The following is a 13,844-nucleotide window of genomic DNA, read 5'->3' as shown; positions in this document are numbered from 1 at the left end:
ACTGCCGGTATTGACGGGACGGACCACCGCCCGATGTTTACCTAGCCTGCTCATGTCAAATACCCACGAAGTCCGCCCCGGCCAGTCTATCGAGCTGCTCAAGGAACTCCACATCCTCACGCGCGACGGCAAGATGAACCAGGACAGCCGGCGCAAGCTCAAGCAGGTCTATCATCTGTTCCAGTTCATCGAGCCGCTGCTCCAGGAAATCAAGACCGAGCGCGGGCGCGTAACGCTCGTCGATCACGGAGCCGGCAAGTCGTACCTGGGTTTCATCCTCTATGACCTGTTCTTCAAGGCACTCGCGGACGACTCGCATATCTACGGCATCGAAACCCGTGAGGAACTGGTCAAAACCTCGCAAGCGCTCGCCGAGCGGTTGGGTTTTACGGGAATGTCGTTCCTGAACCTGTCCGTGGCGGACTCCATCACCTCGCCGGCACTGCCGCCGACGGTAGATGTCGTCACCGCGCTGCATGCCTGCAATACCGCCACCGACGACGCGATTCGCTTCGCGCTGGCCAAGCAAGCGCGTCATATTGTGCTCGTGCCCTGTTGCCAGGCCGAAATCGCGGGCGTGCTGCGCAAAAACAAAGGCAAACAACTGGCGGGCAATCCACTCACGGAAATCTGGCGCCACCCGCTGCATACGCGTGAATTCGGAAGCCAGATCACGAACGTGCTGCGCTGCCTGCAGCTGGAGGCCCACGGCTACCACGTCAGCGTGACCGAACTGGTGGGCTGGGAACACTCAATGAAAAACGAGCTGATCATCGCGCAATACAAGAACCTGCCGCGCCGCCGCCCCGCCGAACGCCTGGACGAGGTGCTCGCTTCGCTCGGGCTGGAAGAAATGCGCGAACGTTTCTTTACCTCGCCAGCACCAGTGTCAGCGGAGTAGTCCCTACGATCTGAGGTGCGCGAAGCGCGAACAACAACGCGCCACGCGCCCTCCTCTCAACGCGCCGGTCGAACGAACCCGGAGTGCCGGTTGACTTCGTAGCGCTGAACGACGACATCCTTCTCCGCCGTCACCACATCGGCAGTGATGGTGTCGGCATCTCGCTCGACCACCTTGCCGAGTTTGAGGCGCGCGTTGCCCATGCGCTTGAGCCACCCGTCCATGTTCTTTCGGACCTGATCAACGCTCAACTTGAGATCTTCACGCTGGGCCCCCGGCCCGCCCCCGCCCGCGGCGCCAGGCCCCCAGCACGGCCCGCAGCCGCCAGGGCCCTCCATCATGCCCGGCCCGTAGCCATAACCGCCGCCCATCATGCCCGGCCCGTAGCCATAACCGCCGCCCATCATGCCCGGCCCATATCCCCGCCCGCACCCCCAGTCGTCATCCTTCGGTTGCGCAAGCGCCGGGATCGCAGTGATTATCAAAACCGCTGACGACGCGATCGATAACGCGCGCTTCATGGTTCTCTTTTCCATCTCATCAATCTCCTGAACCTAAATCCTGACAGCACCAACGCGTGTACAAACCGCGCGAATGCCGGGCCAATCGTGCATGTTCAGGGTAGGCGACGCCCCAAGGCGTGCCTTGAGGCAGGTCAAACCTTTGATCGCGTCGGCCGTGCCGCGCCAACGACGTCGGTGCGCATCAAGCGTTGCCGCCGGCCGGCAGCGCGGCACGCGCGCGTGTCGATGGACGCACGGCAAACGGTGCGCCCAATGCGATGACATCGCAAGCGGCTCCTTGACATCGATCAACACGCAAACGAGCGCCACCGGCCATTCTGGAAACGAGACCGATATGGGGAGAATTGTGATGTCGAGAAGCGCCCGCGTTTCGCTGTTTGTGCCACTTTTCGCATGGCTATGCATGATTGGCGTCGCGCTGGCAGCATCGACACCACAACCGGAATCGGAAAGTGGCGTCTCGTACATCACGGGCGGCATTGGCGAGGACGAAGTCCAGGTGTTTCGCGCCGCAGCGCCCCAGTACAACCTCCGGATGACGTTCACGTCGACGTCGGGAAGCTATCTCTCCGACGTCGATGTCACTATCACCGCAGGGGCCGGGCGACACGTCCTGGCGGTGCGAACCGAGGGACCGTTCCTCTTTGTCCGGATGCCGGCGGGCGACTATCGCGTCTCTGTGCACACCCCCGCCAGATCGGAATCCAGGAATATCCGTGTCCCCAAGCGCGGCGCCGTCGACCTCCATTTCTCCTGGGACGATCCGGACGCGCCAGCCGTGCTGCATCTCTGCAAGCAGTGCCCAAGACCCCATCGCCGGTGAGCCGCATTGCCACGCCGCGAGACGTCCAAGCGCCGACACGCATGTGCGCAACGCCATCCACATCCACATCCGCTTCCAGTGGATCCTGTGACATCGCCAGCGCACCCGAGGCCGCCCCGATCCGGCCGCCCGACGCCGAACACGGCCTATCGAGCGCCGAGGTGCTGGCCCAGCGCGCTCGGTTCGGCTGGAACGTCGTGGACTACGCGGCACGCCGCACCTGGTGGATCACGTTATGGGAAGTGCTGCGCGAGCCGATGTTCCTGCTGTTGCTCGCGGCAAGCGCCGTCTATCTCATTCTCGGAGATCGCGCCGAAGCGCTGACGCTGCTTGCCTTCGTTACGGCGATTGTCCTTCTCACCGTCTATCAGAGCCATCGCACCGCCCAGGTGCTCGACTCGCTTCGCGAACTGTCGGCACCGCGCGCCAAGGTGCTTCGCGACGGCAGCCGTCAACTGGTCTCCGCCTCGGAACTGGTCCCCGGCGACATCGTTTTCGTCGATGAAGGCAACCGCGTGCCCGCAGACGGCCTTGCCGTTGAACTCCACGAACTCAGTGTGGACGAGTCATTGCTGACGGGGGAATCCGTTGCCGTCAGCAAGGCCGTCACCCCGCTCGATGCCCGCTCCCGCCAATCGATCGAACAGGGCGAGGCCGCCGACAGCCAGCTATTTTTCGGGTCCATGGTGGTACAAGGGCAAGCCCGCATGGTCGTGACCGCCACCGGACCGAATACGACGCTCGGTCGCATCGGCAAGTCGCTGAGCGGCATCTCGGAAGCGCTCTCCCCGCTGCAAATCGAGACGAGAACCTTCGTCAATCGCTTTGCCGCCGTCGCCATCGCCACGGTCGTTCTCCTCACGCTCACGTACCGTTGGCGCGTTGGCGAATGGCTTCCCGGCATACTCGCCGGGATTACGCTGGCGATGGGCCTCCTGCCCGAAGAGATTCCGGTCATCCTCACGGTGTTCTTCGCCTTGGGCGCACGCCGCATCGCCAAAGAGGGCGTGCTCACGCGCCGGATGAGCGCGATCGAGACACTCGGTCAAACGTCGGTGCTGTGCGTCGACAAGACGGGCACGCTGACCCAGAATCGCATGTCGGTGAGCGCGCTCGTCGCCCATGGCAGACGATTTGACGTGGATCCCTCGACGCCACGGATCGACACCGCCTTTCACGAGTTGATCGAATACCTCGTGCTCGCCAGCGAAATCGAACCCATCGACCCGATGGAGCGGGCGTTCCACGAGACCGGACGCCTGGGCCTCGCGGGCACCGGACGTTTGCACACGGATTGGTCGTTGGTGCACGAGTACGCGCTGACGCCCGAGGTGCCAGCAATGTCCCACGCGTGGCGCACCCCGGAACCCACCCATCATTCGGTGGCCTGCAAGGGGGCACCGGAAGCCGTCTGTGCGCTCTGCCATCTGGACGAGACGGCAACCCAGGCGGTCCTGGATCAGGCGGCGGCCATGGCGTCGGGCGGATTGCGGGTGCTGGGGGTGGCGAAGGCCTCGCATTCGCACCCCGAGTGGCCGAAGGATCAGCACGACTTCGCGTTCGAGTTCCTGGGGCTGGTCGGTCTGTCCGACCCGGTCCGGCCGGAAGTCGCACAGGCGATCGCGCAATGCCATGCCGCAGGCATTCGCGTGGTCATGGTGACCGGCGACTATCCGTCGACGGCGCAAGCGATCGCGACCGAGGTCGGTATCGACTGCCGACGGATCGTGACTGGGCAGGCCCTGGCGGCCATGACCGACGCGCAAGTGCACGACGCGGTCAAGGACGTCGAGACCTTCGCCCGCATCCGCCCCGAGCAAAAGCTTCGCCTGGTGAATGCGCTGCGAGACAACGGCGAAGTGGTGGCGATGACGGGCGACGGGGTGAACGACGCACCGGCCCTGAAGGCGGCCCACATTGGCATTGCGATGGGATTGCGCGGCGCGGAAGTCGCTCGCGAAGTCTCCGCGCTGGTCCTGCTGCGCGACAACTTCGCCCCGATCGTGTCGGCCATCCGACTCGGGCGACGCATCTACGCCAATCTCGTTCTCGCGATCAGCTATACCATCGCGGTGCATGTTCCCATGGTCGCGGCAGCCGTGGTGCCGATTCTGGTCGGCTTGCCGCCCATGCTCGCGCCGGTCCACATCGTCTTCCTGCAACTCGTGATCGATCCGGTCTGCTCGATCGTATTCGAGAACGAACCGGAAGCCGCTCACCTGATGACGACCCCTCCCCGGTGCGCCGGGGCACGACTCCTATCGTCCCGCGCCTTCCTGCGAGTGGCCTCCGTGGGCGCACTGGCCGGCGTGCTGGTCCTCGGGGTCTACGCGGGACTGCTGCGCTATGTCAGCGCCGACGCCGACCCGATCCCCTTGGCCCGCACATTGGCATTCGAACTGCTGGTCGTGGTCAATGTCGCGCTGATCTTCGTGGTCCAGCGGGTACTGCGTACGAAGCGTCCCGATCGCGGACAGCCCCGAAACCCCTATCTCTGGCGGGTGTTGGGCCTGACCGGGGGCGCGCTAATACTGCTGATGTCCGTACCGCCCCTGGCACGACTGTTTGGACTTGTAGCACTGCTCACTCCCTGAACGCGAGCCAAAGGGGAACCGAGAATACACCGATGCCGCGCATCCGGACGCGTGCCTGATACGTATGACTCAACACGCTCATCGTCAGTCAGCACGCCATGCCGAATCCTCGCCTTCTCATGCCGGACACAACGCGCCATTTCGCACCGAAGGTGCTATATTGCGCGGAACGTCAATGCTATGGCCCACACGAAGGCTACGTCCGCATGAACGACATGCCCAGAAGTGCCAATCGAGCACGTCCATCCCCCTCGCAGCGCCAGCACGACCCCAGTGCCGACATGGCATGGCGCGACGCATTGAACCGAGCACTATCGGCCGTGGGGCAGGAAGACCGCGAAGCTTTTGCCGCCGTCTATCAGATGACATCGGCACGTTTGTTCGGCGTGATCCTGCGAATGGTGCGCGACAAGGCGGAAGCCGAGGACCTGCTTCAGGAGGTGTTCGTCAGCGTCTGGCGACGCGCCGGCGGCTTCGATCCCGAGCGCGGCAACGCCATGACATGGCTGATCACGTTGGCCCGCAACCGAACCATCGACCGACTGCGCGAGCACCGTGAGGCCGCCCTCGACGATGCCGATGCCCTTGCCATCCCATCGGATGACCCGTCGCCCGCCGCACTTGCCGAAGCGTCCGAGGAACGGCAACGCCTGGAGCAATGCCTGCAACGCCTCGAGCCGCAACAACGTGGCGTGGTGCGCGAGGCGTTCTTTACTGGCGCCTCGTACAGCGAACTCGCGGCGCGCCTTAGCGTGCCGCTTGGCACGATGAAAAGCTGGATTCGCCGCAGCCTAATGCAACTGAAAGTGTGCCTCGAGCAATGAATACGCCCGCCAACCAAGACGACGAGCTGCGTTGCGCCGAATATGCCCTCGGCGTGCTGAGTGCCGCCGAACGGCGCGAACTCGAGCAGGCCGCCGACGCGAATCCGCTGATTCAGGCAACCCTGCACCAGTGGCAATCGCGCATCGCGCGACTGGCCGAAGACGTCGAGCCCATCGCCCCCCCGCCGCGCGTGTGGCAACGCATCCAGCGCGATCTTGGCGCCGTGCCGGACGCCCCGCGCACGGCCCGCCCGCGACCGGCCACCTGGTGGGACAACTTGCGCCTCTGGCGATGGGTGGGGCTCGGCGCAAGCCTCGCGGCGCTGGCGCTGCTTGCCGTGAACGTCGTGACGCTGATGCCCTCGCGCAGTCCGCCCGCCGTGACGGCCAATGCCTATATGGTGTCGACGATCGCCCGCCAGGATGGCGTCGCTCACTGGACCGCAACGGTCGACAGGCGCCGGTCGAGCATGGTCGTGGTACCGGTCGTGAAGCCCGTCATTGCCGCCGGCCGCGCCACCGAGCTGTGGCTGATCCCGCGGAACGCCAAACCCATTCCGCTAGGCGTATTTGCTTCGGATCAACCCGCGTCGATGTCCCTGTCGCCGCAAATCCTCGCGCAGATGGACAGCAACGCCGTACTCGCGGTGTCCGTCGAACCGCCGGGCGGCTCTCCCACCGGCCAACCGACCGGCCCCGTGGTCGCGACCGGCGCCATCCGACCCGCCTGAGCGCCCTGGCGCGCCTCCGCCATCGTGTCATCTGAAGGGGTTGTCCGTACGTTGGACAACCCCTTCGTCGCTTTCCCGCAAGCCCGCTCCCCGCTTCGATTCCAAGATGTCTCCGGCGCGTGCATCCGGCAACGCGTGACGTTCGTATACAGCAGCATCGAGCCCCGAATCCCTATCTGGAGCCAGCATGCTGTTTGCTGTCGTCGTATCGTTCGCTGGAATGTGTGCTGCGTTGACGCTCGCCTGGTGCTACCAATGGCGCTCGCACAACGCCGGCATGGTCGACCCGGTTTGGGCCGCCGCACTCGGCAGTGTGGCGATCGCGGCGGCAGGGCTCGGCACCGGCCACGCGATCAATCGCGCCTTCGTCGGCGTGGCCGGAGGCGTATGGGGCCTGCGCCTCGCAATGCATCTCTGGCGTCGCAACTACGGGCATCCGGAAGATGCGCGTTACCGGCAGTTTCGCGAACAGTGGGGCGAGCATGCCGGACGCAACATGTTCTGGTTCTTCCAGTTGCAGGGCGTGATCGCCATGCTGCTCGCGGCAGCGTTCTTCGTGCCGGCATTCAACGCCCACGCGCCGGCGCCGTGGGCGCTGGCCGTCGCCGCACTCGTCTGGCTGGCCGCCGTCGCGGGCGAGGCGTCGGCCGACCGTCAACTGCGACGCTTCACCGCCGTCACCAGCCACCGTGGCCAAGTCTGCCAGGTCGGCTGGTGGCGGTACTCGCGGCATCCCAATTACTTCTTCGAGTGCCTGCACTGGTGTGCCTACCCGGTGATCGCATTTGGCGCGCCCTGGGCATGGACGACGTTGCTCGCGCCGCTGCTCATGGCGTGGCTACTGCTCAAAGTGTCGGGCATTCCGCTGCTTGAAGCGCATCTGATGCGCTCTCGCCCCGCCTACAAGACGTACATGCAAACCACCAGCGTGCTCATTCCCTGGCCACCCAGGAAGTCCGCGGAAACGCCGCTGCCATGAATCCGCGCATTGAAGTCAGGAGCCCATCGCGATGACCGCCTCCCTTACGCAACCCCCCGCCGCCCGAGCCGAAGCGCCCGACGAAACCGGATTGATCCGGCTTTGCGAGCGGGGCCTTGTGCCGGATATCGTTTTGCGCGCGGGCATGCGCATGCTGATGCGCCAGCGCCTGCGCGAAGCGCATGCGCACGATCCAGAGAAAAGCGTCGAATCGCTTGCCGCGTTCGTCAGTGAACTGCGCGCGAGTCCGATTGCCGTGGATACGCAGGCCGCCAACACGCAGCACTACGAGGTGCCAAGCGACTTCTTTGCCGAGCACCTGGGGCCCGCCGTCAAGTACTCGTGCTGCTATTACCCGAATGGCGACGAGACACTGGCCCAGGCCGAGCAGGCGATGCTGGCCCTCTACGCGCAGCGCGCCGATATCGCCGACGGTCAGCGGATTCTGGATCTTGGCTGCGGCTGGGGCTCGCTCTCGCTCTGGCTCGCCGCGCAATACCCCGGTACGCAGGTCGTTGGGCTGTCGAATTCTCATGGTCAACGCCGTTTCATCGAGTCGACGGCGGCGCGACGCGGGCTTCGGAATCTGCAGATCGTGACCGGCAATGTGGCGGAATTTGAGTTCGATGACGGCGTTCGCGGAGGATTCGATCGCATCCTGTCCATCGAAATGTTCGAGCACATGAAGAACTACGGCGCATTGCTCGGGAAGATCGCCCGCTGGCTGAACGACGATGGCACCCTGTTCGTCCATCTCTTCGCGCATCGTCATGTGGCCTACCCTTTCCACAACAAGGATGGCAGCGACTGGATGTCGCGACACTTCTTCACCGGCGGCACCATGCCCAGCGCGGATCTGTTGCTGCACTTCCAGGACGACCTGCGCATCGTGAACCGCTGGTGGGTCGATGGTCGCCATTACGAGCGCACAGCCAACGACTGGCTGGCGGCCCTGGACGCGTCGCGTGCGACGACCCTGCCGATGCTCGAGGCCGGTTATGGCCCGCAGGCCGGCGTTCAGTTCCAGCGCTGGCGCATGTTCTATATGGCCGTTGCCGAACTGTTCGGCTACGCCCAGGGCCGCGAGTGGGGCGTGGGCCACTATCTGTTCGAAAAGCGGCGCCAACAGGTATGAGCCGCCGCCCCGCCGCCGCCATGACGTGGCGCGCCCTGCGTATCCGGCCGCGGCGGGCGCATTCGTGGGTGGCTCACCGCTTTTTCAAACGCGCATGCATCCGCGCGCGCTTACGTTTCGTATAAGCAAAAAACTTCGACGAGACAAGCCAATGAATGCATCGACCGCCACCCTGCCTCCCGGACAACGTGTCGCCGTCGTGGGCGCGGGCATCGCCGGACTGGCCAGCGCCTATTTCCTCGCGCGCAAGCATCACGTGACAGTGTTCGAGGCGGGCGACTATGCCGGAGGACATACGAACACGGTCGATGTCACGCTCGACGGGCATTGTGCCCCGGTCGACACGGGCTTCCTGGTCTTCAACGATCGCACCTATCCCAACCTGATCGCGTTGTTCGACGAACTCGGCGTGAGCGCCATCGCGAGCGATATGTCGTTCTCGGTGTCGGTCGACGGCGGTGCGCTCGAATGGGCGGGCACGAACCTGAACACCGTATTTGCCCAACGTCGCAACCTCTATTCCCCGCGCTTTCTGGGGATGCTCCGCGACGTACTGCGCTTTAACGCGACGGCGGAGCAACACCTGCAAAGCGCGGTGCGCGAGCGCCAGTCCGTCGGCGACCTGCTGGTGGCGAACGGTTACGGACAACCGTTCCAGCACCACTATCTCTTGCCCATGGCCGCCGCGATCTGGTCGAGCCGGGCGGCCGACATTCTGCACTTTCCGGCGGCGACCTTTCTGCGCTTCTGCCTGAATCACGCGCTGCTGCAGATTCGGCATCGTCCGCAATGGAAAACCGTCGCCGGTGGTGGACGCGCCTACGTGCGCCGCATGTTGGCAACACTTGACGATGTCCGGTTGCGAACGCCCGTACGGCGGGTGACGCGCGAGCGCGATGGCGTGACAATCGCCTTCGGCAACGGCGAATCGCAGCGCTTCGACGCCGTCGTGCTCGCCGGGCACGCCCCGGACAGCCTGCGGTTGCTGGGCGACGCCAACGCGTCCGAGCATCAGATTCTCGGTGCGGTGCGTTATCAACCGAACGCCGCGGTCCTGCACACGGATCCGAAGCTGCTGCCGCGCCGCCGTCGCGTCTGGTCCGCGTGGAATTACGTCAGTCAGGCAAACGCGGCCGCCGACGCGCACCGTCCCGTGTGCGTGAGCTATCTGATCAACCAGCTCCAGGCCCTGCCCTTCACGTCCCCCGTGATTGTCACGCTCAACCCGAGCCATGAGCCAGCGCCCGACAAGGTGTTGGGACGCTATGCCTATGAACACCCCCTGCTCGATCTGGCGGCCGTGGACGCGCAATCGCGCTTGCCCGATATTCAAGGCCGCCAACGGACATGGTTCGCGGGCGCCTGGACCGGCTATGGCTTTCACGAGGACGGCCTGAAATCCGCGCTGCGGGTGGCCGGCGACTTTGGCGCGATGCCGACGTGGGCGCAACCATGAGCACGAAGGAGGTCACGGGCAACCCCTCGACACCGCCTGCCTGGCTGCTGCGCGGCCTCGTGACCCACGAACGGCTGCATCCGGTCCGGCATGCGTTCACTTACTCGATGTTTCAGATCGCCTGCGATGTCGGGCGTCTCGACGCCCTGCGCAGCCGATGGTTCGCGCTGGACCGGCGACGCCCACTCGCCTTGAAATCGGCCGACTACGGTCCCCGCGACGGCAGTGCGCTCCTGCCCTGGATGCGCGCACGTCTGGCGGAGGCGGGAATTCCCGCCGACGGCTCCGTCTGGCTGCAGACGATTCCACGCATGGCCGGCTACGCGTTCAATCCGGTGAGCTTCTGGTACTGCCATGACCGTCAGGGGAATTTGCGCGCCTTGTATGCGGATGTGCGCAACACCTTTGGTCAACACCACGGGTATCTGCTCAGTGCCGACGATCATGCGCCCATTCGTGGCGATACGCGGCTCGTCTGCCGCAAAGTCTTTCATGTCTCCCCGTTTTGCGACGTGCAGGGGCAATACGAGTTTCGCGTACGCCGCAAGGGCGCGATATGGTCAGTCGCTATCGACTACCGCGTCGGCGATGCGCTGCTGCTGCGCACGGCGATCGCCATGCGGGCCGAACCGTTCACGGGGCGGCGCGTTCTGTTCGCCGTGCTTTCGCAGCCCCTCAATGCGCTGAACGTCGTCATCAGAATTCACTGGCAAGCGCTGAGGCTCTGGCTCAAGCGCGTGCCGTTCTTCGGCAAGACGCCGCCAACGCTACGTGCAACGGCGCCGGAGCGCGCCGCTTCCGCCGACCGGGAGATTCGTCCATGATTCCGCTCCGCCTGCTTTCCGTGCGTCCGATCGCACCGATTTCCGCGCGCCTGTTTATCGCATTGCTGCGCCGGATTCACGCCGGACACCTGACGCTGATCTGTCCCGACGGCACCCTGCATGTGTTCGGAGATCCCCACAGTTCGCCAGGCGCAACGCTTCACCTGCGCGACTGGCGTGCCTGCCGCCGCATCATGCACGCCGGGGACATCGGCTTTGCAGACGCCTATCGCGCCGGCTGGGTCGACTCGCCCGATATGGTGGCGCTGCTCCGGCTCGCGATACGCAACCTCGCGTCGATCTCCAACACCGTCACGGGCTCGCGGATCGCACGAATCTGGTATCACCTGCGCCATCGCCTGCGCGGCAACACCAAGTCGGGCAGCCGTCGCAACATTCACGCGCATTACGATCTCGGCAATCGCTTCTACGAACTGTGGCTCGACGCCACGTGGACCTATTCCAGCGCCTGGTTCGAGGGCGACCCCCACCGTTCGCTTGCCGACGCCCAGGCCGCCAAGTATCAGCGGATCATCGATACGCTGGCGCTGCGTCCGGGCGAGCGGGTGCTGGAAGTGGGATGCGGATGGGGCGGATTTGCGCTGCACGCGGCCCGGCAAGGCATCGCAGTGCATGGCATCACCCTCTCGCCAGCGCAACTGACGCTCGCCAAAGCCCGCATCGACGCCGAGGGACTGAGCCACCTGGCGGACGTCTCGCTCACGGATTACCGTGACGTGCAAGGCCAGTTCGCCGCCATCGTCTCGATCGAGATGTTCGAAGCCGTGGGCGAAGCGTTTTGGCCGGCGTACTTCAGCATGCTCAAGTCGCGCTTGCGCCCCGGAGGCCGTGCGCTCATTCAATCGATCACCATCGACGACAGCGCCTTCGACGCCTATCGCTCGTCGAGCGACTTCATCCGCGAGTTCATCTTTCCGGGCGGCATGCTGCCAAGCGCGGAGCGATTTGTCGGCGCCTCGGAGGCATGCGGGATGACCGCCGTCGAGACACTACGCTTCGGTCTCGATTACGCCAGAACGTTGCAGCACTGGCGTACCGCCTTCGAAGCGCAGATCGACGCGGTGCGTGCGCAAGGCTTCGACGACACGTTCATTCGGTCGTGGCGGCTGTATCTCCAATATTGCGAGGCGGCGTTCGCTGAACAGCGTATCGATGTGCGGCACTTCGTTGTGGCGCATGGGCGTTGATGGGCCCTTGCGCGTTTGCGCGCGGTGGCCCGCGGACCTTGCCTTGACGCGATGCGACGCGCCCTACTCGATGGCTCGCCGCCGGGCGCGGCGCGCGGCGTCGAGCTGGCGCTCTGCCTGACTCAAGAGTGCCGACACATTGGCCGGCCCGCCGCTGGACACCGGCGTCGGGCCCAACGTCGCCGGATCGCCGATGGCGATGCCGACGCTCGCTGTCAGCGGCACGACTTCGCCGTTCGGCAACGTCAATGCGGTGGCTTCGATACGCCCGCACATCAGTTCCGCGAATTGCTGCGCGCGAGATGGGGCAAGCACACGGGCCACGATCGCGAACGCGTCCGCACCCAGCCGCGCCACCACATCCCCCGGCTGACACGTGTTGAGACACACCGCGCCGACACGGCGCAACACATCGTCGCCGACCCCGTGTCCCCAGGTCGCGTTGATCTGCGTGAAGTTGTCGATATCCAGCTTGATCAACGCCACCAACCCCGGCGACGGCATCGCACACAGCGCCTGGGCCTGCCGCTCGAACGCCCGCCAGTTCATCAGTTGCGTCAGCGGGTCCGTGTCCCCGCTCATTTCCAGCTCACTCTGCAACCGGATGCGATCGCGCCGCAATTGCCTTAATTCAAGGGCGTTGAGCCTGAGTACGCGCAGCGCATCGAACACGGCCCGCACCTGCGGACGTTGCGTCGGCATGTCGTCAACCGGCACCGCCTCATCGAGATTGTCCTGCGCCAGCGCCTCGACGAAACGCGTTGCCGCCTCGAACGGTTGCACCACACTGCGCCGGAAATTCCGCAACGCAACGATCATCCCGAGCACCAGCGTAATCGCAGCGATCGCCGTGACGATCAGCCACTTGAGCGCGAGCGCGGCGCGGGCGTCGACCTTGCGCTGGGCCAGCGTCAGCATGTTGTCGCGGAAGTCGGTGATCGCGCGCATCGTCGGCACGTACTGGCGCGCAAACTCGGCCGTCGTTGGCGCGACCGGTTGGGGCTGACTGGCTAGCGTGCGTACCGTCGCCACATAATGCAGCCCCGCGCCAAAGTACTGGGTGTTCAGGGCGTCGAGCGTCTCGGGGCTGAGTTCAGGGGGATCGATCATGCGCGCGGCGATCATGTCGTGCAATTGCTCGACGCGCCCGAGCGTGCGTTCAATCGCGCGCTGATCGACCTCGGCGAGCGGCTTCCCGGTGGTGAGCGCCGCGGTGAAGCGTGAGCCGAGTTGTCCGGCAAACTCGCGCAGATCCGCCGCCAGTCGCGCCAGGACGACGTAGTGAAGCGCGTCGGGCGCGCCTCGCGAAATCACGTCGATGCGCGACGATGCCACAGAGGTGAACTCGGGGATGACACGGATCATGCGATCGACGGCATCGCGCACGGCCGCGTCGCCGCGCATGTCGCGTGGACGTTGCACCAACAGGTCGACGTTCGCGCTGGCCGCCGCGAGATCCAGGCGCGCGCGCTCGACGATCCGCAAGCTGCTGCCGCAGGCGTCGCACCGATCGGCCGAGAGCGCAGACAGCAGTTCCTGAAGACGCGCGTTGGTGGCCTCGCGGGCATTGCGCAGCGCAACGACCGATGCGTCGGGAAGCGGGAGATCGGCGCCCAGCACGGCATTGGCCGGCCCGCGCTCCGCCGACGCCTTCTCCATCGCGAGCAGCGTGGCACGCAAGGCCTCAAGCGCAAGGGACGCGTCGCTCGCGCGCTGGTACGTTCCCCAAGTCCAGGCGAGCAAACTACTGCAAAGGACGACGACAACGCAGACGACAGCGAGATTCAGCCACCGCAGGCGGCCGGTGAGCGAGACGGTAGAGAGAAACGTGCGCTTCATGGACGA

The 13,844-nt window shown here is 65.1% G+C and carries 12 protein-coding genes; 10 read left to right on the top strand and 2 right to left on the bottom strand.

Annotated features, from left to right (window positions below):
* Positions 1-52 precede the first annotated feature (52 nt).
* Entirely contained in the window at positions 53-901 is an 849-nt protein-coding gene (locus tag BGP02_RS11535; protein ID WP_017234382.1) for a class I SAM-dependent methyltransferase, read from the top strand.
* Positions 902-957: 56 nt separating this feature from the next.
* On the opposite strand, the gene BGP02_RS11530 is transcribed toward BGP02_RS11535, so the two are convergent.
* Complete coding sequence (locus BGP02_RS11530; RefSeq protein ID WP_286798531.1) at positions 958-1,437, bottom strand: hypothetical protein; 480 nt, start codon at positions 1,435-1,437, stop codon at positions 958-960.
* Between the two features lie 265 nt (positions 1,438-1,702).
* On the opposite strand from BGP02_RS11530, the gene BGP02_RS11525 reads away from it, so the two are divergent.
* The 9 genes from BGP02_RS11525 to BGP02_RS11485 all read left to right on the top strand — a co-directional run bounded on the left by BGP02_RS11525 (position 1,703) and on the right by BGP02_RS11485 (position 11,999).
* Positions 1,703-2,248, top strand: a complete 546-nt coding sequence (locus BGP02_RS11525) for a carboxypeptidase-like regulatory domain-containing protein (protein WP_232424638.1) — start codon at positions 1,703-1,705, stop codon at positions 2,246-2,248.
* Between the two features lie 41 nt (positions 2,249-2,289).
* On the top strand, positions 2,290-4,842 hold the full coding sequence (locus tag BGP02_RS11520; protein WP_502688478.1) for a cation-translocating P-type ATPase: 2,553 nt from the start codon (positions 2,290-2,292) through the stop codon (positions 4,840-4,842).
* Positions 4,843-5,048: 206 nt separating this feature from the next.
* The gene (locus tag BGP02_RS11515; RefSeq protein ID WP_026132027.1) at positions 5,049-5,666 is read left to right on the top strand and encodes a sigma-70 family RNA polymerase sigma factor; all 618 of its coding nucleotides are present in this window, start codon (positions 5,049-5,051) and stop codon (positions 5,664-5,666) included.
* Positions 5,663-6,397, top strand: coding sequence for an anti-sigma factor (locus tag BGP02_RS11510; protein WP_017234377.1), 735 nt, complete (start codon positions 5,663-5,665; stop codon positions 6,395-6,397). The genes BGP02_RS11515 and BGP02_RS11510 overlap by 4 nt, the downstream gene beginning before the upstream one ends.
* Positions 6,398-6,584: 187 nt before the next feature.
* Complete coding sequence (locus BGP02_RS11505) at positions 6,585-7,376, top strand: DUF1295 domain-containing protein (protein WP_017234376.1); 792 nt, start codon at positions 6,585-6,587, stop codon at positions 7,374-7,376.
* 31 nt (positions 7,377-7,407) lie between these two features.
* Positions 7,408-8,511 (top strand): SAM-dependent methyltransferase, encoded by a 1,104-nt coding sequence (locus BGP02_RS11500; RefSeq protein ID WP_261938635.1) that lies wholly within the window; start codon positions 7,408-7,410, stop codon positions 8,509-8,511.
* Between the two features lie 151 nt (positions 8,512-8,662).
* The gene (locus tag BGP02_RS11495; RefSeq protein WP_286798530.1) at positions 8,663-9,967 is read left to right on the top strand and encodes an NAD(P)/FAD-dependent oxidoreductase; all 1,305 of its coding nucleotides are present in this window, start codon (positions 8,663-8,665) and stop codon (positions 9,965-9,967) included.
* Positions 9,964-10,791, top strand: a complete 828-nt coding sequence (locus tag BGP02_RS11490; protein ID WP_286798529.1) for a DUF1365 domain-containing protein — start codon at positions 9,964-9,966, stop codon at positions 10,789-10,791. Before BGP02_RS11495 ends, BGP02_RS11490 begins: the two co-directional genes overlap by 4 nt.
* A complete protein-coding gene (locus BGP02_RS11485) occupies positions 10,788-11,999 on the top strand; it encodes an SAM-dependent methyltransferase (RefSeq protein WP_286798528.1) in 1,212 nt (403 codons plus the stop codon). The genes BGP02_RS11490 and BGP02_RS11485 overlap by 4 nt, the downstream gene beginning before the upstream one ends.
* A 63-nt stretch (positions 12,000-12,062) precedes the next feature.
* On the opposite strand, the gene BGP02_RS11480 is transcribed toward BGP02_RS11485, so the two are convergent.
* The gene (locus BGP02_RS11480; protein WP_017234371.1) at positions 12,063-13,838 is read right to left on the bottom strand and encodes a GGDEF domain-containing protein; all 1,776 of its coding nucleotides are present in this window, start codon (positions 13,836-13,838) and stop codon (positions 12,063-12,065) included.
* Positions 13,839-13,844: the final 6 nt, after the last annotated feature.

It is taken from the genome of Pandoraea sp. 64-18 (genome assembly GCF_001899225.1).
GTDB lineage: Bacteria > Pseudomonadota > Gammaproteobacteria > Burkholderiales > Burkholderiaceae > Pandoraea > Pandoraea cepalis.
This window is presented reverse-complemented; position numbering and strand designations above follow the sequence as displayed.

Coding starts and splice junctions, on each gene's coding strand:
- BGP02_RS11500 (WP_261938635.1), top strand. CDS start 7,408: ATGACCGCCTCCCTTACGCAACCCCCCGCCGCCCGAGCCGAAGCGCCC.
- BGP02_RS11480 (WP_017234371.1), bottom strand. CDS start 13,838: ATGAAGCGCACGTTTCTCTCTACCGTCTCGCTCACCGGCCGCCTGCGG.
- BGP02_RS11520 (WP_502688478.1), top strand. CDS start 2,290: ATGTGCGCAACGCCATCCACATCCACATCCGCTTCCAGTGGATCCTGT.
- BGP02_RS11535 (WP_017234382.1), top strand. CDS start 53: ATGTCAAATACCCACGAAGTCCGCCCCGGCCAGTCTATCGAGCTGCTC.
- BGP02_RS11490 (WP_286798529.1), top strand. CDS start 9,964: ATGAGCACGAAGGAGGTCACGGGCAACCCCTCGACACCGCCTGCCTGG.
- BGP02_RS11495 (WP_286798530.1), top strand. CDS start 8,663: ATGAATGCATCGACCGCCACCCTGCCTCCCGGACAACGTGTCGCCGTC.
- BGP02_RS11515 (WP_026132027.1), top strand. CDS start 5,049: ATGAACGACATGCCCAGAAGTGCCAATCGAGCACGTCCATCCCCCTCG.
- BGP02_RS11510 (WP_017234377.1), top strand. CDS start 5,663: ATGAATACGCCCGCCAACCAAGACGACGAGCTGCGTTGCGCCGAATAT.
- BGP02_RS11505 (WP_017234376.1), top strand. CDS start 6,585: ATGCTGTTTGCTGTCGTCGTATCGTTCGCTGGAATGTGTGCTGCGTTG.
- BGP02_RS11485 (WP_286798528.1), top strand. CDS start 10,788: ATGATTCCGCTCCGCCTGCTTTCCGTGCGTCCGATCGCACCGATTTCC.
- BGP02_RS11530 (WP_286798531.1), bottom strand. CDS start 1,437: ATGGAAAAGAGAACCATGAAGCGCGCGTTATCGATCGCGTCGTCAGCG.